Raw genomic sequence first — 20,304 nt, 5'->3', positions numbered from 1 at the left:
CACGATCGTGAAACGGAGACCGGCCCTGATGACGCCTACCGCACTCTCGGAAGAGGTTATTCCGCTCACTTACGGCGGTTTCGGGTACAGCGGCCGGATCGTCCACCACCCGGAGCCGAGGATCGCCCCCGTCGTCCTGGTCGGAGGGGCCTTCCAGCACCAGGGCGGATGGGGCAGGCTGGAGCGCATGGTCCTGGCGGCCGCCAGTGTGATCACCGTGGACCTGCCGGGCTGGGGCACCTCCGACCGCCTCCCCGCCCACCACGGCATCGACTTCCTCGCCGGCGCCCTCGAACAGCTGCTCTCGAAGATCGCCCCCTACCCGGTCAACGTGGTGGGCGCCTCCTACGGCAGCGCCGTGGCCCACGAGTGGGTGCGCCGGAACCCCGGCCGGGCCGAGCGGCTGGCGCTGGTGGGCACCATGTCCCATCTGACGGACCATGTCCGGGCCCAGGTGGAGCTGACCATCCGGATGCTGGACCGGGGCAGCCACGCGGAGTTCGTGGACCAGGTCATCGGCACCATGGTCTGCCGGGATCCCCGTGTCACGGTCGCGCGCCGCCCGGCCGTGATCCGCTGCCTCACCCAGGCCCTCAACCAGCTGACCACCGAGGGCATGGACAAGTACCGGGAGAACTCACGGCGGTTGCTCGAACACGCCGAACTGCCCGGCGGTCCCGCGGTGGAGGTCCCGGTGCTGGTGACCACGGGCGAGCACGACCCCCTCACCACCCCGGCGCTCAGCCGCGAGGTCTCCGCGCGGTGCGCCGACGCCCGGTTCACCGCGCTCAAGGACGCGGACCACCTCGTCCATCTGGAGCGCCCCGCGGAGGTCGTGGACCTCCTGCTGCGCTTCTTCGGCGGCGAGCCGCTGACCGGCCTCGACTACTGCCACCCGGTGGAGCGCGTCGGACTCCGGACGCGCACGGCGCTGCCGTCGCCCCGCACCGCCGGGGAGCACTGAGAAGGCGGTTCGCCGCCCCTCGGTCCGAGGGGCGGCGAACCGCCTGCGGGCTCAGTCCTCGTGAGCGGCAGGAGGCAGCCGGCGCAGCTTCAGCGGCGTGTGCTTGTGGTACGCGTAGTCCAGCATCTTCGCGGCGTCCGGGTAGCGGCTCGCCGCGTCGTTGAGCACGACCCCCACCACGGTCCTGCCGTCCCGCCGGGCCGCGAAGACCAGGCAGGGGCCCGAGGCCCGGGTGGAGCCGGTCTTGATGCCGAACACGCCCTCGTACGAGCCGAGGAGCTTGTTGGTGTTGTACCAGGTGTAGCGGCGGTTGACGTTCTGCGCCTTCTGCTGGGTGCTCATGGCCCGGGCGACGGTGACGAAGGTGCTGTTGCCGAGGGCGTGCCGGGCGAGCTTCGCCAGGTCGCGCGGGCTGGAGTAGCCGGAGCCCGCCGTGATGCCGTCGAACGAGTCGAACCTGGTGTTCTTCATGCCCAGCCGGTCCGCCTTGGCGTTCATCTTCGCGACGAACGACTTGGTCCGGGCGGCCTCGCTGCTCCCGCTGCCGAGGGCGTCGGCCAGCGCGTAGGCCGCGTCGCACCCGGAGGGCAGCATCAGGGCGTAGAGGAGCTGCCGCACGGTCAGCCGGTCGCCGGTCCGGAGGTCGGCCGTGCTGGCTCCGTGGCGCACCACGTAGTCCCGGTAGGACTGCTTGACCGTGACCTGCTTGTCCAGGTCGGCGGGGCGACCGTCGAGCACCACCACCGCGGTCATGATCTTGGTGGTGCTGGCCACCGGCCGCCGGCCGTCGGCGTCCTTGCCCCACAGCGCCTTGTTCGCACCGCTGTCGAGCAGGAACGCGCCCTTGGCGCCGACGCCCGAAGGGCCCGCGGCCGCGTGGGCGGTGGCCGGGAGTGCGACGGCCAGGGCCGCGGTGGACGCGGTGAGCACCGCTCCCCAGCGGCGGGCCGTGCTTCCCCCACTTCGCTCCATGGAAACTCCAATATTCCTCGCTGATCGGTTTGGGGCGAGCGCATGGTCGCACTCCGCCGCGGGGGACGGGAAATCCCGCCACGAACGGGTGAGGGCGGTGAGCGCTCCCCTTTCCGGAAGCCGAACTCGCTTGCGAGGCAGGGGGGATGGCGGGGCCCTTCCTTCGGATCCGAAGGAAGGGCCCCGGCGGCAGAGCGGCCCCCGGCGTCAGAGGGAGCAGACCCCGCGTCGGTAGTCGACCGTCGCCGTCGCCTGCGCGTACTCCCACTCCGGCGCGAGCAGCTTCTCGTCGAGCTGGGCGGCGGCTCCGCGGTCCTCGACGATATAGCCGAAGTCCTGGAGCCAGGAGGGGTAGAGGTTCTTCGATCCGACGTAGAACGCCGAGCCGTCCACCGACACCAGCTTGTGGTGCGCCGGGTAGGCGTGCCCGTCGGCCCACTTGGCGCTCTTGGCGCTGCGGAACGTCGCGAGCTGGACGTTCGAGCACAGGGCGGACTTGGCCCGGTCCTGGCCGCCGGTGATCCGGGCGAGCCGGTTCCGGAGCACGTCGCTGATCTCGGAGAGCGATTTGATCTGCGAGTAGCCGCCGCTGCCCACGGCGCCCCGGTTGGCGGGGTCGCTGACGACGATACGGACCTTCACCCCCGCCGCGATCTTCGCGGCCAAGGCGTCGTAGAGCCGGACGTCGTACTTGGCGATGGGCGGGCAGGTGGCGTTGAGGTCCTGCTGGGAGATCTCGACGTGCTTCTCCGCGCTGTTCACCAGCGCGCGCAGGGCGCTCTCCTCGGGGTTGACCGTGTCGTAGTCGCGGTCGGCGTTGGTGTTGTCGTGCACGCCGACGACGCACTTGGTGTCCGACGCGGACGGCAGGTCCGGCCGGTACGCCGACGAGGCGTCCTTGTCCTTGATCCCGACGCCCAGGCCGCCCACGGCGATCACCGGCACCGTGCCGGCCGGCCCGGCGGGGCGGGGGTTGGCCTCCTTCTCCATGGCGGGCATGCAGCCCGCGCCCGCGGAGGCGGCGAACCAGACACTGGCCACGTTGCCCTTGTTCCGGCAGGTCCAGCCCCAGAGGGTGTCCAGGTACCGGCCTGCCGTGGAGGCCGCGGGCCCGGTCAGGGCCAGATCGACGTCGGACACCGGGTGGGCGGTGTCGACGTAGTCGTTCTTCCAGTTGTTGATGCCGCCGGTGATCACCGACTCGCCGTCCACGACCACCAGTTTGGAGTGGTTCCAGGAGAAGGCGGTCTTCGAGGTGGTCATCGACGCCACGTTCAGCGTGATGGCGTCAGCCGCCGCACCGAGCCGCTTCCGGAGGTCGTCCCGGTAGACGGACGGCCGCACGTTGAGGTGGTAGAGCGGCGCGGCGCCGACGAGGACGCGGACGCCCAGCTTGTGGCCGGCGCCGGCCGACGCCTTGAGCCCGGCGGCGATGGCGTCCTGGAAAGCGCCGTCGGGGAACGGCGCGAGGGTGGAGATGTCCACCGTCCGCCGCGCCCGGGAGATGTTCTCGGTCATCTTGGCGAGCAGCCGCTTCGTCCCGGGGCGCTCCGCGCAGGTGTCGTCGCCCCAGCAACCGGGGGTCTGGAGCAGCCAGTCGGAGGCGTCGGCGGCGGAGGCGTCCAGTCTGTTGCCCTCGGTGCGCTGCCAGACGTCGCCCTCCAGGCCGGGGGACACCTGACGCAGGGTCCGCTCGACGGCGTCGAGGTGCGGGGTGCCGGGGGCGTCCCCGGCGGCGAGCGCCGGACCGGCGGGCAGGACGGCGAGGACGACGGCGGCGACCGTCGCGGAGCGGGTGAGGCGGGGTAAACGGCGGAGCAAGGTGCGTCCTTAGGAAAGTGACGATCTGTCAGGGGTGACCCGTTGACGGCCGTACGTCCGATTGACGCACAGATGATCAACTGTCCAGAAGTTACCAGGGCCCGCCGCGGCCCGGCAGGGGGCGCCCGAGGCGGGCCCCGGCGCACGCTCCGGCGTTTTGCGGTTCCGGCAAAGATGATTGCCTTCTTCGCCCGCGTCGGCCGACCATGCGGACTGCGCGGGCGCAGCGGCGCCGGCGACCCGGCGAGAAGAAGGACGGCCGTCATGACCGACATCCAGCAGCAGCCCACGCCCCAGGCGTTCTGGGAGGAGTACTACGGGCGGAGCGGCCGCGTGTGGAGCGGGCGGCCCAATCCGCTGCTGGTCCGGGAGGCGGCCGACCTGCCGGCCGGCTCGGCCCTGGACCTCGGGTGCGGCGAGGGCGCCGACGCGGTGTGGCTCGCGGCGGAGGGGTGGAACGTCACCGCGGTGGACGTCTCGCCGACGGCTCTCGAACGGGCCGCCGAGCACGCCGTCGCGGCGGGGTGCGAGGACCGGATCGAGTGGCGTCGGCACGACCTGTCCACGTCGTTCCCCGCGGGCACGTACGACCTCGTCTCCCTCCAGTTCCTGCACTCCCCCGTGGAGCTGCCGGTCGAGCGGATCCTGCGGTCGGCCGCGGCGGCGGTGGCGCCCGGCGGCGTCCTGCTGTTCGTCGGCCACGGGGAGTTCCCGGGCCGGCGCCACGCTCACGAGGACGTGCGGTACCCCACCCCGGAGGAGCTCATGGAGGCGATGGGCCTGCCGTCGCCGGACTGGCGCGTCGAGGTCCGGGAGTCGCCCCGGCGGGAGGAGACCGGACCGGAGGGGCAGGTGGGAATCCGTACGGACCACGTACTGCGGGTCCGGCGTCTGCGGTGAGGCGGGTGTCCGGCACCGGAGAGATGGTGGATGGCGCCCGTTGGAGCGGGCACCATCCCGTTCCTGGAGCGCCTCAGGCGCCGCTCGGCTCGTTCCGCCGCGCCAGGACCTGCTTCCGCCCGGCGTCCAGCGCCACGATCACGGCGACGGCCGCCACGACGACGACCGCTCCGGCGACGTAGCACCAGGGGCTCGGCAGGTAGTTGACCGCGGTCATCACATTGGGCTTCTTGTCACTGAACGCGCGGAAGGCGATCGCCAGCGCACCCTCCCAGACACCGAGCGCGAGCGTCACCACCATGCCCAGCCGGTACCAGCCCTCATCCATTGCCACTCCCCTGCTTTCTCTGGCGATTTACGTTACGAGCGTAACGTCGCCTCGCGTCGAAAGAGCCGAGTCCCGCAGGTCAACCACGCTTAACGTCACACATCTTTGAAGCTACGCTGAGAGGATGCGTGACGAAACACCGTCGGTGTGCCGCGAGTGCCGCGCCCGGCTGACCCCGGCCGGCAAGGGCCGCCCACCCGTGTACTGCTCGCGCGGCTGCCAGGCCAGGGCCTACCGGCGGCGGAAGAACCCGCCGCGGCCCGCCCCGCGGACCGCGCCCTCGGCTCCCCCGTCCGGGCGGCGGCGGCAAATCGCCGAGGCGGTGTGGCGCATCGCCGCCGACCGGGGGCTCGATGCCGCGAGCATGCGCGAGATCGCCTCCGAGGCGGGAGTGTCCCTGCGGGTCGTCCAGTACCACTTCGAGAGCAAGCACCAACTGCTGGTCACCGCGCTGCGCATGCTCCACGAGAGGAGCGAGCGCCAGGCCCGCGCCCGTATCGAGGCGCTGCGCGACGCGTCCGACCCGAGGGTGGTGCTGCGCGCGCTCCTCGACGAGTTCCTGCCCCTGGACGAGGAACGCCGCGTCGCCCTGCGTGTCCACGCCGCGTACTACGCGCGGAGTCTCACCGACCCCGCGCTCGCGGAGATCTTCCTCCACGACGCCCAGCCCATGGAGGATCTGGTCACCGCCCTCATCACCCAACTCCCCACCGGCGCCCGGGACCTGGCCCCGGTCGACCCGCGCCGCGAGGCCGACCTGCTGGTGTCCGGGGTCACCGGCCTGGGCATCGACGTCCTCCACGGCCGCCGCAGCGTGGCCGAGGTGCGCCGCACCCTCGACTACCACCTCGAACGGCTCGGCGCCGCCGGGGCCGGGACGGCGGCTCCCCGGAGCTGATCACTGAGCCGGCCGTCGAGGGCTCACCGGCCCCGGGGAGCGAGCCGGTGACCCAGTTGCCGTTCGAGGTCGGACAGGTTGTAGTAGTCGGCGCACCGGACGATCGAGCCGTCGGGTGTCAGGGTGAACACGGACGCCGCGCCGACCGTGAAGCGTCGTCCGGTGCCCGGCAGGCCGAACAACTCCGTGGTGTGGGTTCCGGTCCAGGTCAGAAGGGCGCAGGCGTCGCCGGTGGCGGTGGTGAAGCTGTCGTCGACGCGCGCGGTGAGGTCGGGGACGGCGGTGCGCATGCTCCGGTGCCACTCCGTGATGGCGGCCCGTCCCCGGTGGGTCCGTCCGGCTCCGATGTCGGCGTAGGTGGCGTCCTGGGTGAACAGGGAGCCGAACGCGCCGGAGTCCGGGGAGGACCAGGCGTGGGCCAGTCGGGCGGGTGCGGTGGTGAGGTCGGTCATGCGCGGTGCCTCCATGGTGGATCCGCCCGGCCGGGGCCGTGGGACGTGGGGGGAGGGGGTGGCCGGTGGTTCCGGGGGTGCGGCCGGCGGCCGTCCCGCCGTGGGGTGGAAGACCGCGTGCTCGGCGATGGCGGTGCCGACCGCCTTCCGGCGGGCAGGGGCGAGCCCGGTGGTGATCTCGGCCGGTGCGGAGAACCTGCGGTAGGGCGTCGGCCCGTCGCCCTTCCGGGTGTTCAGGTCCCTGGGGCTTCCCAGGGTGACCCGGACGCGGTCGGCCCACCGGATCTCCGCGTGGTGCGGGTGTGCGGTGGTGTGAGGGGTGAAGGCGGCCCCCGTCGCCGTGGCGGCGAGCCGTTCCGTTCCCCGGGTGAGGACGAACAGCGGGGCGCGGCTCCGGCCTCGGTCGGGCGGGGCGCGCAGTTCGGCGCAGGCGACGGTGAACTCGCCGGCGTGGACGCGGGCCCAGTGCCACTCCTCCAGGGCGCCGCCGAGGTCCAGGGTCCCCCAGTTCTTGTCGTGGTACCCCAGCCCGTGGACCTCCCAGCTCCGTCTTCGCACCGTCAGACGTCCTTCCACCGTGCCGCGCGGGACGGCCACCAGCCACCCCAGGTACCGGCCCGGGTCCCCGGCGAGTCCGACGAACCCCGTACCGACCCGCGACGGCGGCGCGATCGCCGTGAGGGTGAGGTCCACGGCCGCCAGGGGGGTCCGCGCGTGGATGCGGTACCGGTCGAGGTCGCCCCGTACGTGGTGCGGGCCGAGGGCGACGTCGCAGTGGTCGCGGGAGGCGCGGAACTGCCCCGGGCCGTAGGGCGTCCGGCTCGCCTGGACGTGCCCGTCGGGCGTGCGGATCGTCAGGGACAGCCGTGGTGCGAGGGGCCCCGCCGACGCGGAGAGCGCCTTGGTCTCGAAGACGATGACGACGCACGTGCCGTCGTCGCAGGCGACGTCGAAGTACCACCATTCGAAGGTGCCCGGGCGCGGGGTCTCACGCAGGCCGTCCTCCCACGGCTCGGGGTCCCGGGCGAGACCCGTCCTGCGCAGGTCCTCGGCGCTGTCCCACACCCTCAGGCCGCCCGGCCGGCCCGCCGTGCCGCCCCGGGGCGGCACGTTCACCGGCCGGCGGGGAGCAGCAGATCCTCCGGGTAGCCGGGCCGGTCCGGGGGCACGACGGTCTCGGGGAAGTGGCGGCCGGTGTCGATGCCCCAGGTCATATAGCCGGAGACGAGGTACTCCAGGGCCAGGGCGTACCGTTCGACGTCGGCGCGCTGCCGGGCGTCCAGGCCCAGGGTGCGGCCGAGGGCGGGGACGGTCCGCTTGAGCGCGTCGAAGCGCCGCAGCCGCTCGTCGACGAGCTCGTAGGCGATGCCGATCGCCGCGTCGCGCGAGCAGCCTCTTTCCTTTTCCAGGACCAGGACGAGGTTGACGACGTCGCCGCGCGGCTCCTCACGGTCCAGCGTGTAGACGTCGTTGGCCAGGCAGGGCAGTTCCTCGGTCAGGCGCCGCATCTCGATCAGCGGCAGGCTGTGGAAGGCGACGGCGGGCACCTCGTAGCCGCCGGTTCTCTCGCAGAGGTCGCACACGACGCTCATGGCGCTGACCCCGATCCGCAGCCGCAGGAACGTGCGCAGATCGGGGACGATCCCCTCCCTACGGGCGGCCGACTCCTGGGCGTAGGAGGCGAAGTAGTACTCCCAGTTGTGCGCGGCGCGTGCCTTCCAGGCCGGTGACATGCCCTCGGCGCCGCGTTCCCAAATGTCAGCGAACGCCCGCGCGACGACCGTCGGCCGGGGGCGCAGGCCGGCGGATCCGAGGTGGACGACGGCGATGAGCTCTTCGCAGGCCCGGGCGGTCCCGGCCGGGTCGAGTCCGAGCGGGCTGTCGAACTGGTCGTCGAAGGGGTACCAGAACCCCATGTGGTCCGTCACCAGCCGCAGATCGGACCCGGTCGCGTACGGGTACATGCAGGCCGACACCCTGGCGAGGTCCCAGGAGTCGTAGAGGGCCACGGCCTCGGGCCCGACGGCGATCCCGTACGCCCTGGCCCACTCCCGGTTGCCCTCCCGCGCCTCCGCGAGGTCCGGGCTGACGGCGAAGCGGAAGCCGTCGGGAAAGCGGATCCTGGTGTCACCGGGCATGGGCCCTCCCCTGGTGGATGATGCCGTCGGCACACTCCACCCGCCCTGTGCCCGCCCGGAACCGGCGCCGAAACGACGGGGGAACCCGGGCCCACCGCATCCGGCCACGCCGGGAAGGGCCTTACCGGGAGGCGCTTCTGCCCGCCCGCAGGCCGACGCGGACGACGCGTATGTGACCGCCCGTCACCAGGGTTCCGCCCTCCTCCACCACGTCGACCCGCGGATCGGGCTCCGGAGCCGCGACTTCGCCGTCCTCGCGGAGCACGCGGCGGCTCTCGGCGGCTCTCGGCGGAGTGGAAGGGCACCGACGCTCTCTCCCCTCGACAAGTAGATAGATCGACAGGGTTGAGCCCTACGTGCCCTCTCCCCCGCCCCTCCCATCTCCTTCCACTCCCGCCGCATCCCGCCCGCCATCACCGCGGTGAAGTGCCCGGCCCCCGCCGCCAGGAGCGCCGGCACCAGCCCCGTGGCCGCGATCATCGCGCCGGCCAGCAGGCCGCCGAAGGGGATGCCGACCCAGGCGAGGGCGCCGACGAGGGCGCGTACGCGGCCCATGAGGTGGCGGGGGACGCGTTCGTAGGAAGTTCTTGGCTATTCCCGCACCCCTGCTCCGTCACCGCACGGCGCCGTACACGCCCAGGGCGATCTCGGCGCAGTGCCGCAGCGATTCCGTGCCGGGTGCGAAGTAGCCGGTGTGCCCGTGGGAGCCCGTCGAGGAGACGGGGCGCGCGCCGAAGGCCGTCGACGTGGGGTCGGTGCCGTGACCGAGGCCGAAGAGCTCGACGTTGGGGATGTTGCCGATCCAGTCGGCGTCGTTGCGGCGGACCGCCCAGACGCGGGCGGTCGTGCGCAGACCGGCGGCGGAGTCCGCCCGGACGCCGGGGCTGCCGAGGACAACGAGGTCCGACGCCTCGCCGCGGCCGATGGCGTGGGCGGCGAGGCCGCAGACCACCGAGCCGTAGCTGTGGCAGAAGACGGCGGGTGGCACGGCCCCGGAGGCGGCCAGCCCGGCGAGGAACCGGTCGAGCCGGGGCGCGCCGGCCCCGGCGAGACGGCCCGTGGCGGCGTCGGGACCGATGCCGACGGGGGTGGTGTAGCCCACCCAGGCGATGACCGCGGTACGGGCGCCGGGCGCCTGACGGCCCATCTCCTCGCGCAGGGAGGTGGCCATGCCCGCGGGGGTGCCGTAGCGGTCGGTGCGCCGGTCGAACGAGGACAGGTCGATGTCGGAGCCGGGGACGACGACCGCCGTCCGCCGTGCGGTGGCCAGGTCCCCGTACACCTCGGCGAGCTGTCCGCGGCCGCGCGGGTCGAAGGCCAGGATCTGCCGGCCGGGGGCGAGCAGCTCGCGGTAGCGGTCGGCGAGGCCGGCGGCCTGCGTGCGCTCGTACTCCGGGAGCGCGGCGTCGTCGGCCCGGGCGCGCTGCTCGGCGCGCTCGGCGGCGAGCGCGCGCCGGTTGGCCTCGTACCGGAGGGCCACGGGGGCGCCGTCCAGGTTGCCCACGACCATGGGGTGGCGGAGCACGAGCCGCCGCCGGCCGTCCTCGGGGAGGGCCGCGAAGAAGCGCGCGACCTCGGCGGGGGAGGCGGTGGCCGGGTCGGGCAGGGTGCGGTGGAGGGAGTGGTCCGCGCGCCAGGCCGCGGTGCCGGGCGGCGGGCCGGTGACCGCGGTCTGGTGGTGTGCGGTGGCCCAGCCCGCCGTTCCCGCGACCACGGTCGTCGTGAGTGCGACGGCGGCCAGTGTGCGCTTGAAGCGGCGCATGATCGGTTCTCCCTCGTCCTGTGCGGTGGCGAGGGGACGCTAAGGAGACGGCGTCCGGCCGGGCGTCACACTCCGGGGCCAACTCGGAGGTCATACCGGGGTAGGGGGTGGTTCCGGGGGGTTCCGTGGGCGAGGGGTACGGAGGGTCTCGGTACCCGCCCTCCCGGGACACGCGTTCGCCCCATCGCCCCGGCCGTCCTAGGCTACGAGGATGATCATCGAGCCCCGCACCGTGACCCCCGGCGTCGTTCTGCGCCTCGTGGCCGCCGACGACGCGGCCGACCTGGCCAGGGCGTACTCCGAGAGCCGCGCGCACCTGCGGCCCTGGGAGCCGCGGCGGAGCGAGGAGTTCTTCACCGCCGGAGGGCAGGCGGCCCGGCTGGCCGAACTACTCGACCTGAGCCGGGCGGGGCGGGTGGTGCCCTGGGTGCTGGTCGACGAGCGGGAGGGCATCGTCGGCGCCGTCAACCTCAACAACGTGGTGCGGGGAGCCTTCCACAGCGCCTCACTCGGCTACTGGATCTCCGCGGGGCGGGCCGGCCGCGGGCTGGGGACCGCCGCGGTGGAGGCCGTCTGCCGGGCCGCGCGCGACGAGCTCGGGCTGCACCGGGTCGAGGCAGGGACCGTGACGACCAACGCGGCCTCCCAGCGGGTCCTGGCCAAGTGCGGTTTCGAGCGGATCGGCACCGCCAGGGACTACTTGCACATCGACGGGGCCTGGCGCGATCACTACCTCTTTCAGAGGATTCTTGACAACCGGGCGCCGCACTGAACCCACGGCTTCACAGCCGCCCCACAGCCATTCCCCGTGCTCATGACGCGCGATTGCATCGCAATCTATGTCTCGCCGAGGCACGGCTGTTACACGACAGACGGAAAACCGCGCCCCACGAGTCGTAAGATCTTACGGTCAACTAAGGGGGGTTGGTTCGACTTTGTCCAGCATGTCCGCGTTTGCTCTACCGCGCTTTGGGCGCAGGAGATGGGAGACCCCTGTGCCGGGGCGAATATCACGACTGTCGCGCCGTCGGGTGCTCCAGGTCGGCGGCGCGGGCCTGGTCGTCGGGACGGGCACGGTCGGGGCCTGGCAGTGGCTGGCCCCGGGTTCGGCACAGGGCAGCGGGCACGCGGGCGAGTTCCCCGTGCGGCCGGCGAGAGCCGTGACGACCGAGTCGTTCGTGCACATCATCGCGCACCCCGACGACTCGCTGTACTTCATGAACCCCGAGCTGGAACAGTCCATCCGGAGCGGCGCCCCGACCGTCACGGTGTGCCTCACCGGCGGCGAGTCGGACGGCCGCAACGCGCTCTCGCAGACGCCCGGTTACGGGAGGCTGCCGGAGCGCCGGCCGGAGTTCGTCCGCGCGCGCATCAACGGCCTGCGCGAGGCGACCGCCCAGATGGCCACCGGTGACTGGCTCAGCCCGTGGAAGGTGGAGACGACGACGCTCATCCCCGGTTTCCAGGTCGAGCTGCAGACGCTCAAGGCGGCCCCCCAGGTCCAGTTGATCTTCATGGAGCTGGTGGAGGCCCGGTTCATCCGGGTGCCGCGCAAGGAGAGCCTGCGCGGGCTGTGGCTGGGGGCGACGCCGAAGCTGACGACGCTCGTGCCGGCCGACAGCCCGGTCAAGCGCACCTACCTGTACGAGCGCCGGCACGTCATCGACTCGCTGGTCGCCGTGCTGGACCGGTACCGGCCGACGGTCGTCCGCACCCTCGACCCGAACCCGACGCACCGGGCGGTCCAGCAGCAGTTCCCCGGTGTGCCGCACGACCTGGCGGGCATATCCCACTACGACCACCAGGACCACACCACCTCCGCCCATTTCGCCCAGGCGGCGCTCGCCGAGTACTGGGGTCGGCGGCACAGCCGCCCCACGGCCGTCGAGAGCTTCGTCGGGTACGAGGTCTCCCTCCTGCCCTCCAACCTCGACGCGGCCACCACCCGGCACAAGGTGAAGATCCTCGACACCTACGGCTGGGCCGACGGCAAGGACTGCGGCGACCCGTCGGGCTGCGGCGACCGCAAGGTCGGCGCCCGCTCGAAGGACGTCCGCTGGTCGAACAACTGCCGGCACCGGGCGCCGGGCACCCAGCGCTGGGTGCAGCCGCTGCCCGACGGGCGGCTGTCGGCCTTCGCCCTGCTCGACGGGACCGTGCACTGCTGGACGGAGACCAAGGCCGGGACGGGCGTCTGGTCCCGGCCCGCCACGGTGGGCGGTTCGATGCTGGAGGGCCAGGTGGAGGTCCTGCGCCACGCCGACGGCACGCTCCAGCTGTTCGGCATGCGCACCGAGCTGCCCGGGCGCGGCAGGGCACACCGCCGGGAGATCGTCACGGCCCGGCAGACCGGCAAGGTGACCGGCGGCGGCGCCCCGGCGTTCGGCGGCTGGGAGTCCCTCGGCTCGCCGGAGGCCGACCCGGCGCGGTCGATGGAGGTCGGCTACCCGGTGGCCGTCGCGGACAAGGACGGCAAGGTGTTCGTCTTCGCCCGCGACTGGGCCGGTGGCGTGATGTTCCGTACGGGCGAGGGCGGCAAGGACTGGACGGACTGGGAGCACCTGGCGGTGGACGAGGGCCAGCCCCCGGTCGTCCTGGACGGCTTGGACGCCGCCCTGGACGACCAGGGCCGCGTCCATGTGGTGGCCGCCGACAGCAAGACCGTCTACCACTGGATGTCCGAGGGCGACGGCGAACCGCCGCAGCCCACCGGCCCGACCCGGCTGCCGACCGCGAGCGGCCCGCTGTCGCTGGCCCCGCTCTCCGGGGGCGGCATGCGGCTGGTCACCCGGCAGCCCGGCACCGCGCGGGTGCTGGTCGCGGAGCGCCCGGGGGGCGGCAAGTGGCGGATGACGTCCGAGCTGCCGCCGATCGGCGGGTACGGCCGGGTGGCGCTGGCCCACGACGGCCGGACGGTGGTCCTCGCCGCCCGGGACGACAAGGGCCGCGTGCGGCTGTCGAAGGGGTCGGGACGTCCGGGCCCCTGGCAGGGCGGAGGCGTTCCGTACCGTGCCACGCCGGGGATCGCCAAGGACGCCCGGGGGCGCACGACCGTCGTCGTGCTGGGGACGGACGGGAAGCTGAGCAGCGCCCGTACCCAGTCAACGGGCAAGTATCCCTTCACCGCCTGGGCGGGCCAGGACGGCCGTACCCGGAGCGCCGCTCCGTCGGCGTGAACGCCTCGCCCCGGGCCCGCGCGGCCCGGGGTGGGGCAGGGCGAGGCGGGGCAGGGCGAGGCAGGGTGTGGCGGGTGGTCCGGACGCGGGGTGACCGGGTCCGGACCACCCGGCCGCCGTGTCTACGCCGTCCGCAGCCTGTCCACGACCTCGCGCACCACCGCATCCTGATGGTGCGTCAGGTAGAAGTGGCCCCCGCTGTAGACGTGCAGGTCGAAGGTCCCCTCCGTGTGACCGGCCCACGCCGCCGCCTCTTCGAGCGTCACCTTGGGGTCCGCGTCGCCGACCAGGCCGACGACGGGGCACCGCAGCGGCGGCCCCGGCTCGTAGCGGTACGTCTCGGCGGCACGGTAGTCCGCGCGCAGCACCGGGAGCACCATGCGCATCAGCTCGTCGTCCTCCAGTACCTGGGAGTCGGTGCCGCTCAGCCGCTTGGTCTCGGCGATGATGCCGTCGTCGTCCTGGAGGTGCACGGTCTCCACACGGTGGGTCGAGGGCGCGCGCCGGGCGGAGGCGAAGAGGGCCGTCGCGATGATCCCCTTCTCCTGCTCGAAGCGCCGGGCGACCTCGAAGGCGAGCGAGGCGCCCATGCTGTGGCCGAAGAAGGCGAGCGGCCGGTCGGCCCAGGGCAGCAGGACGGAGAACACCCGGTCCGCGAGCTCGGGGATGTTGTCGATGAGCGGTTCGCTCCGACGGTCCTGACGGCCGGGGTACTGGACGCACAACACGTCGGCGAAGTCCGGCAGCGCCTTCACCATCGGGAAGTAGAAGCTCGCCGAACCGCCCGCGTGGGGCAGGCACACCAGCCGGAGGTCGGCGTCGGGCCGCGGCTGGAACCTGCGTATCCAGAGGCTGTTGTCGCCGGTGGTGCTGTGGTTGTCGTTCACGGGCGAAGTTCCCTTCCAGGTCTTCCGGGCGGTGCTGGTCGTCCGAGCGACGCCGGCGGGCCGTCCGCCCGCGGTGCTGACGGGGCGTCCGGACCGCGGCGCACGTCCGTGCGTATCACACGGACGTACGCCCACACCACCGCGTTCCGGGCATGGCCGGGCAGGTCTCCCGCCACAGGCCTCCCCCGAAGGACGCGGTCGGCACCGGCGGAGGGCGCGGTCCGCACCGGCCCGGGCGCGGGTCAGGCGGCCGTTCCCGCCTCCGCCGCGGCGGCGGGGCCGACGGCCCGCGCCTCCGCACGCCCCTCGCCGCCGTCCGGCACCACCTCGGACAGGTCCCGCAGCCGCGGCAGCGGGGAGCGGGTGAGGAAGACCGGTGCGAGGAACGTCCCCAGGCCGGTCACCACCAGGGTGGCCCGCAGGCCGATGAAGCCGCCGAGCCAGCCGCCGAGGAGGGCGCCCAGGGCGGCGGTGCCGGTGACGAGGAAGCGGTAGCCGGCGTTCGCCCGGCCCAGGATCTCCGGCGGCGCGACGGTCTGCCGGAGGCTCATCACCTGGATGTTGCTGATGACCACGGTCATGCCGTTGGTCATCAGCGCCAGCGCGACGACGGTCGCGGTGAGCACCTTCCCGCCGCCGGCCGCCGGGATGAGCAGGGGCGCGGCGCAGGCGATCACCATCGTCACCATGACGGTGCGGCCGATGCCGAACCGGCGGCCCAGCCGCCCGGCGACGAGGCTCCCCAGGAAGGCGCCGATGCCGGTCATGGCCATCACCACGCCCAGGGTGACGGGCGAGAAGTGCAGGTCGCGCGTCAGGTAGAGGACGAGCACGGCCCACAGGCCCTGGTTGAAGAGGTTGTAGGTGGCGGCCTCGCCCGCGATGGCGCGCAGGTAGGGGTTGCCGCCGACCAGGCGCAGGCCGGTGCCGATACGGGAGAGCACCGAGCCCTCGGCCGCCGACGGCGGCGGGGGCGCCTCGGCACGGCGGATGAACAGCAGGGATATCGCGGAGACCAGGTACGTCCCGGCGTTGACGAGGACCGCGACGGGTGCGGTGACCAGCCCGACGAGCACACCGCCCAGCCCGGGCCCGCTCGCCTGGGCGAGCGAACGGCTCCCTTCGAGCTTGCCGTTGCCCTCGATCAGCTGGTCCCGGCCGACCAGGGACGGGATGTACGCCTGGTAGGCGAGGTCGAACAGGACGGTGAGCGTGGCGGCGAGGAAGACGATGGCGCTCAGCAGCCCGATCCCCATTACGTCCAGCGCCGTGAGGACCGGAACGAGCCCCAGGATCACCGCCCGGCCGAAGTTGGCGCCGATCATGATCGGACGACGTCTGCTCCGGTCGATCCACACGCCGGCGAGCAGGGTGAACAGCATGTAGGGAGCGAACTGCGCGGCGTTCACGACGCCCATCTCGAACGGCGTCGCGTCGAGCGTGGTGGCGGCCAGCAGGGGAATCGCCAGCAGGGAGATCTGCGCGCCGAACATCGACAGACTCTCCGCGGACCAGAACTTCAGGAAGTCCGCGTCCTGCCAGAGTCCCCGTCTCGGCCGGTCGTCCCCGGCCCGTGCCTCGCTCATGTCGTCCGTTCCCCCGCTTCTCCTGGTCAGGGCGCCACGGCACCCGTCGCACGATCATCCAGTCGCACCCGCCCCCCGACAAGGGGATTCGAACGTCGTTCGCGATGGTGAAGAGATATCGGTCGCCCACTCATGGGACGGAAGCACCGCGGTCCTGTTACCGGCCCTGCGGCCTCGCGGAGAGAGACCGTACGGTCACTCACCGGGTACCTCCGGGCGGAACGGATTGACGCCGAGCGAGCCGGGGATCAGGGGCGCCGTCGGTCACGTAGTGGCCGCGGGGGCCGGTGACCCTGCCGTACCCGTTGGGCCGGGTCCAGTCGCAGAGGTGAGCATCTGATACAAGCTTGTCCGAACCAGCCCAACTCGCCGCCGTGTTCGCCTGTGCGCCGACGTTCGCCACGAAAGGCATCGGGAAGCATGTCGTGAACTCCGCCTCGGCTTCCCCCTCACGGTGTCGCGTGGGTCGCGGAGCACTCATGCCGATGGGGCGGGGGTCCCACGACATTGAGGATCGGGCCTTCTCCGTCCAGGATTTCGAAGACGAAGACGACGCCGGAGGAGGTGGCCCGGACAGCGCATTGGTTGTCGAAGGTGAGGGGTGGGTAAGGCTGCCAGGCGCAACCGGCGCGGTCGAGGGCAGCGGTCACGTCGGCGTACTGGGGTTGGCCGGGGAACTTCTCCCTGCCGACCAGGCCGGCTGGCAGGTCGATGACATCACGCCAGGTCTGGAGGCAGATCATGGCGATCTTCCGGCAGCGGCAGACACTGAGTTCGAGGTCGCCGTAAGCGCACAAACGCGGCCATGACCGGCGCTTCCCGACCTCCACTTCCCAGGGCTCACCGAGCGCCGCGGTGACCTGGTCCCAGGCCGCGCCGTTCTCGACCGGCCCAAGGTGTCCCGACCGGGCGAGTTCCGCCAGGACGTCGAGCAGCTCCATGAGGCGGAGCCTGTCATCCGCGGCGACGGGCTGTCCAACGGCTTCGGGCAGGCCCGGATCGTTCCGCGGTCCTGTGGGAGATCTTGCCGACAGGCCGGCAACCCTCACCGTTGAAGATCTCCAGCCACGCAGGAGCCCGTATCGGGACTTGTAAAGTGCTCTGATGGACCCCACATCCGCCCTGGCGCAAGCAATCGCCGCGCGCGATGCGGGCGCGCTTGTCCGTCTGTTCGCCGAGGGCCTTGACCCTGCGTCGCGCGACGAGGACGGCAGCCCGTTCCTGCTGTCCGCGGCCGACAGTGGCGAAATCGCGCTCGTGCGGGCATTCCTCGATGCCGGGCTGCATGTCGATACCGGCTGCGGCCACGAACGTGGCACCACTGCGTTGATCTGCGCGGTGCAAGAGGGCCATTGGCGGCTCGCCGAGTTCTTGCTCGCACGCGGGGCGGACCCGAATGTGGTCGAGCGTGGCGGCATCGAGCCCGGCACGGCCCTGACCCTGGCGATGGACTTTCCCGATCCCGCCTCTGTCGTAGCGATTCTCCTCGACGCCGGCGCGGACCCGAACCTGGCACGCCCGGACGGCTGGACCCCCCTTGTGCTCGCCGCCTTCCACGGCCACGAGTCGGTGGTGCGCCGACTGCTCGAAGCCGGCGCCGACCTGAACGCCGGCGCGCACGACGGTGGGCTCAACGCGCTGTCCGCCGCCCGGCACGGCCGGCGTGAGGACATGGTCCGGCTACTGCTGGACCGCGGTGCGACAGAAGCAGTCGACCCGGACGTCGTGCGCCTCACACGGTCCCGGACCGACCTGGACGAGTGGCCGGCCGCCCACCCGCGCGGCGTCCTGCCCGGACCGTCGACGCTCGGCGACGATGCCGAGGTCGACGCCTGCGCCGGACGGCTGGCCGGAATCGTGGACGACATCGTCGCCTGGTTCGCCGTGAACGCCCCGCCCGTCGCCTCCCGGCTGGAAGCAGCCCGAGGCGGCGCCGACCCGGCGGAGATCACCACCGCAGAGGCTGCGCTCGGGGTTCGCCTGCCCGCCGGGTTCCGGGCATACCTACGCCTGTTCGGCGGTGCCGATGGGCTGGACATCGCCGAATATGACGGGCTGTCCCTGCGCGACGCGCTCAGCAGATGGCAGGGGCTGGAGAAACTGCGCACCGGAGGCGTCTTTGCCGCCTCGGTGCCGAAGGACGCCGAGGCCGACAACGGGTACGTGCGCTTCGCCTGGTGGCACCCGGGCTGGCTGCCCTTCGCCCAGGACGGCGGTGGCAACCTGTTCTGCATCGACCTCGACCCGGCGGAGCGCGGCACGGTGGGCCAGGTCATCTCCTGGGAAGTCCACGCAGGCCCGGCCGGACCGGTACTGCCTTCGATCGAGGACTACCTGCGGCGCTACCTCGACCGGTTGCGCGCCGGAACGTACCGCTTCGACCCGGGCGCTGGCGACCTCGAAGCCCCTTAGACCGTGGCCTATGTGGTGAGGCGGTCGTTGGCCCGTTCATGGGGCGGGGTACGTGGAGTTGGATTGTTCCGGACGGGCTGTAGAAGATTGCGAAGCCGCTGATCCCTCCGTCGAGGGTGCGTCCGCAGGGCGGCAGGACACAGGACACGCCTGATGAGACGCTGTTCGCGGCGATCGTCTACGTGCTGGTCAGCGGTTGCGCCTGGCGCCAACTGCCGCCCTGCTTCGGAATATCGAAGTCGACCGCCCACCGCCGGTTCCTGATCTGGTCGAGAGCCGGCGTCTGGGGGCGGCTGCACGAAGCCGTGCTGCACCGCCTCGACGATGCCGGCCTCGTCGACGTCACCCGCGTCGTCCTGGACACCGCCCGCGTCCGGGCAAAAAAAGGGGCGAACACACAGGCCCGAGCCCCGTGGACCGGGGCAAGCCGGGTTCCAAGATGCACGTCCTGTCGGACGCGAACGGACTGCCCCTTCTCGTCGGCGTCTCGGCCGGCACACCCACGACAGCGAAGGGCTGAAGACCCCCACCGCGGCCGGTACTTCAAGCCGCAGCGGCTGCACGCGGACAACGCCTACGACCGTGCTGACCTACGCAGATGGCTGCGCGGGAAGCGCATCGGCGTACGCATCGCCCGCAAGGGAATCGAATCCGGCGAACGATTAGGGCGACGCCGCTGGGTCATCGAGCGGACGGTGTCCTGGCTGTCCGGCTACCGCCGCTTGAATCCTCGCTACGAACGCGATTCCCGCAACTACCTGGCCTTTCTCGGCCTCGCCGCCGCCCTGTGCTGCTGCAAGCGGCTCGTTCGCCTCACCACATAGGACACGGCCTTATCCGCGATATCAAGGCCGGCCGACCACCTGCTCCGACAACGCACGAGACCCTGGACAGCGGCGCACCACCGTCCAGGGCCGACCGTGCCCTACAGACGCCACCACACGTCGAACTGCCCGTCGGAACGCCGGCTGACGACCAGTCCACCGGCGGGAAGCGGAGGATCGATATTGGCGAAGTCGGTAACTTCGTCGGCCGTTACGAGGACAGCAAGGAACCAAGGGCCAGCGGCCAGTTTCGCCGACTCCCTGAGATTCTTCAGGTCCTGGAGACTTGCGGACATGAGGATCACAACCCCTCGCGAGTGAACGGGCCGCTGATGAGCGGAACTTGACACAGCGGCGGAAATCAGACGTCAGCTACCGAACCGTTGGGACCATGGTCGGAGACCAAGACGAGAGGGTTCACGAACCCCATAACACTCGCCGATAGTTCGGGGCCGGCAGAAAGACTCCCCCATTGGGCTTTTTACCCTTCGGTGGAACTAAAAGTAGGCACCAAAGTCAAGCCGGTCAATAGGGATTCAAGGGTTCACCCGTCTTGACGAACAGTCGGGTAATCGTAATCGAATAGCACCTGGAACTACCTGCGATACAACAAGGCTCACCAGCCACCGGAACCCGACCTTTTCAGACTGCGGTAGCGAAACAATGCCAAGCGTCCCGGCGTCTTCTTCGCTCGCGTTTCTCTGAGCGCCGACCGCCATGTACAGGCCCCCTATTGAAAGATTTCCGTGAACGTTCTCGAAGTGAAGGGGCGCACGATGTCAGAGGGGCCCTCGGTGTACGACTAATAAGCCATCGCATTTGGTGAGCCGGCGGTACAGATGAGGGTGCAGGCAAGGCTGGTGAAGGCGAGGAAGTGCTCGGCCTTGCGCTCGTAGCGGCGGTGGAGGCGGCGGCAGCCGGCCAGCCATGCCACGGTCCGTTCGATGGCCCAACGGTGTCGACCGAGTCGCTGTGAGGTTTCGACGCCCTTGCGGGCGATGCGGTGTGCATGTGCAACTCGGCGAACCGGCGGTGTGCCGTCGCGTCGGACGGCCCGAACGACGCCGCGGGCAGCTGCTGCCATGTGCAGCCCGAGGCCGCCACGAACACGATCGTGGCCAAGACCTCATGGTCGCCGTGTCGACGCCGACCACCGCCCTACGGTCGCAACGGCGCCTCCGGCA

Annotated in this window: 18 protein-coding genes and 1 pseudogene; 7 read left to right on the top strand and 12 right to left on the bottom strand. The window is 71.8% G+C overall.

The window, feature by feature from the left end:
• Positions 1-28: 28 nt before the first annotated feature.
• Entirely contained in the window at positions 29-964 is a 936-nt protein-coding gene (locus HN013_RS11765; RefSeq protein ID WP_171165947.1) for an alpha/beta fold hydrolase, read from the top strand.
• A gap of 51 nt (positions 965-1,015) precedes the next feature.
• Here HN013_RS11765 and HN013_RS11760 read toward each other — a convergent pair whose 3' ends face one another.
• Positions 1,016-1,936, bottom strand: a complete 921-nt coding sequence (locus HN013_RS11760; RefSeq protein ID WP_171165945.1) for a D-alanyl-D-alanine carboxypeptidase family protein — start codon at positions 1,934-1,936, stop codon at positions 1,016-1,018.
• A 207-nt stretch (positions 1,937-2,143) separates the two neighbouring features.
• A complete protein-coding gene (locus HN013_RS11755) occupies positions 2,144-3,757 on the bottom strand; it encodes a phospholipase D-like domain-containing protein (protein ID WP_171165943.1) in 1,614 nt (537 codons plus the stop codon).
• A gap of 264 nt (positions 3,758-4,021) precedes the next feature.
• Between HN013_RS11755 and HN013_RS11750 the strand changes: the two genes are divergently transcribed.
• A complete protein-coding gene (locus tag HN013_RS11750; RefSeq protein ID WP_171165941.1) occupies positions 4,022-4,657 on the top strand; it encodes a bifunctional 2-polyprenyl-6-hydroxyphenol methylase/3-demethylubiquinol 3-O-methyltransferase UbiG in 636 nt (211 codons plus the stop codon).
• A gap of 73 nt (positions 4,658-4,730) precedes the next feature.
• Here the strand turns inward: HN013_RS11750 and HN013_RS11745 are convergent, their stop codons facing one another.
• The gene (locus tag HN013_RS11745) at positions 4,731-4,985 is read right to left on the bottom strand and encodes a hypothetical protein (RefSeq protein WP_171165939.1); all 255 of its coding nucleotides are present in this window, start codon (positions 4,983-4,985) and stop codon (positions 4,731-4,733) included.
• A gap of 124 nt (positions 4,986-5,109) precedes the next feature.
• Between HN013_RS11745 and HN013_RS11740 the strand changes: the two genes are divergently transcribed.
• On the top strand, positions 5,110-5,883 hold the full coding sequence (locus HN013_RS11740) for a TetR/AcrR family transcriptional regulator (RefSeq protein WP_171165938.1): 774 nt from the start codon (positions 5,110-5,112) through the stop codon (positions 5,881-5,883).
• Positions 5,884-5,906: 23 nt separating this feature from the next.
• Here the strand turns inward: HN013_RS11740 and HN013_RS11735 are convergent, their stop codons facing one another.
• The 4 genes from HN013_RS11735 to HN013_RS11720 form a co-directional block, all read right to left on the bottom strand.
• Complete coding sequence (locus HN013_RS11735; protein WP_171165935.1) at positions 5,907-7,451, bottom strand: ester cyclase; 1,545 nt, start codon at positions 7,449-7,451, stop codon at positions 5,907-5,909.
• On the bottom strand, positions 7,448-8,473 hold the full coding sequence (locus HN013_RS11730; protein WP_171165933.1) for a terpene synthase family protein: 1,026 nt from the start codon (positions 8,471-8,473) through the stop codon (positions 7,448-7,450). The genes HN013_RS11735 and HN013_RS11730 overlap by 4 nt, the downstream gene beginning before the upstream one ends.
• Before the next feature lie 121 nt (positions 8,474-8,594).
• Entirely contained in the window at positions 8,595-8,738 is a 144-nt protein-coding gene (locus HN013_RS11725; RefSeq protein ID WP_171165931.1) for a hypothetical protein, read from the bottom strand.
• 348 nt (positions 8,739-9,086) lie between these two features.
• Positions 9,087-10,235, bottom strand: coding sequence for an alpha/beta hydrolase (locus HN013_RS11720; RefSeq protein ID WP_171165929.1), 1,149 nt, complete (start codon positions 10,233-10,235; stop codon positions 9,087-9,089).
• Positions 10,236-10,446: 211 nt separating this feature from the next.
• Here HN013_RS11720 and HN013_RS11715 point away from each other — a divergent pair, with 211 nt between their 5' ends.
• Both HN013_RS11715 and HN013_RS11710 read left to right on the top strand, forming a co-directional pair.
• The gene (locus HN013_RS11715) at positions 10,447-11,007 is read left to right on the top strand and encodes a GNAT family N-acetyltransferase (protein ID WP_171165927.1); all 561 of its coding nucleotides are present in this window, start codon (positions 10,447-10,449) and stop codon (positions 11,005-11,007) included.
• A 223-nt stretch (positions 11,008-11,230) separates the two neighbouring features.
• A complete protein-coding gene (locus HN013_RS11710) occupies positions 11,231-13,411 on the top strand; it encodes a PIG-L family deacetylase (protein ID WP_171165925.1) in 2,181 nt (726 codons plus the stop codon).
• Between the two features lie 122 nt (positions 13,412-13,533).
• Here HN013_RS11710 and HN013_RS11705 read toward each other — a convergent pair whose 3' ends face one another.
• The 3 genes from HN013_RS11705 to HN013_RS11695 form a co-directional block, all read right to left on the bottom strand.
• Positions 13,534-14,298, bottom strand: coding sequence for a thioesterase II family protein (locus HN013_RS11705; RefSeq protein WP_171165923.1), 765 nt, complete (start codon positions 14,296-14,298; stop codon positions 13,534-13,536).
• Between the two features lie 242 nt (positions 14,299-14,540).
• Positions 14,541-15,884, bottom strand: coding sequence for an MFS transporter (locus HN013_RS11700; protein WP_171165921.1), 1,344 nt, complete (start codon positions 15,882-15,884; stop codon positions 14,541-14,543).
• A 449-nt stretch (positions 15,885-16,333) separates the two neighbouring features.
• Positions 16,334-16,825 (bottom strand): hypothetical protein, encoded by a 492-nt coding sequence (locus HN013_RS11695; RefSeq protein WP_171165919.1) that lies wholly within the window; start codon positions 16,823-16,825, stop codon positions 16,334-16,336.
• 163 nt (positions 16,826-16,988) lie between these two features.
• Between HN013_RS11695 and HN013_RS11690 the strand changes: the two genes are divergently transcribed.
• On the top strand, positions 16,989-18,296 hold the full coding sequence (locus HN013_RS11690; protein WP_171165916.1) for an ankyrin repeat domain-containing protein: 1,308 nt from the start codon (positions 16,989-16,991) through the stop codon (positions 18,294-18,296).
• A gap of 86 nt (positions 18,297-18,382) precedes the next feature.
• Entirely contained in the window at positions 18,383-19,120 is a 738-nt protein-coding gene (locus HN013_RS11685; RefSeq protein ID WP_312018582.1) for an IS5 family transposase, read from the top strand.
• Between the two features lie 101 nt (positions 19,121-19,221).
• On the opposite strand, the gene HN013_RS11680 is transcribed toward HN013_RS11685, so the two are convergent.
• Positions 19,222-19,416, bottom strand: coding sequence for a hypothetical protein (locus HN013_RS11680; protein ID WP_171165914.1), 195 nt, complete (start codon positions 19,414-19,416; stop codon positions 19,222-19,224).
• Positions 19,417-19,922: 506 nt separating this feature from the next.
• Positions 19,923-20,123 (bottom strand): annotated as a pseudogene (locus HN013_RS32925) (transposase); the annotation flags it as partial.
• Positions 20,124-20,304 lie beyond the last annotated feature (181 nt).

It is taken from the genome of Streptomyces sp. I05A-00742, from assembly GCF_013055795.1.
Lineage (GTDB): Bacteria > Actinomycetota > Actinomycetes > Streptomycetales > Streptomycetaceae > Streptomyces.
Note: the sequence above shows the minus strand (reverse complement) of the source record. Positions and strands in the feature narration are given on the sequence as shown.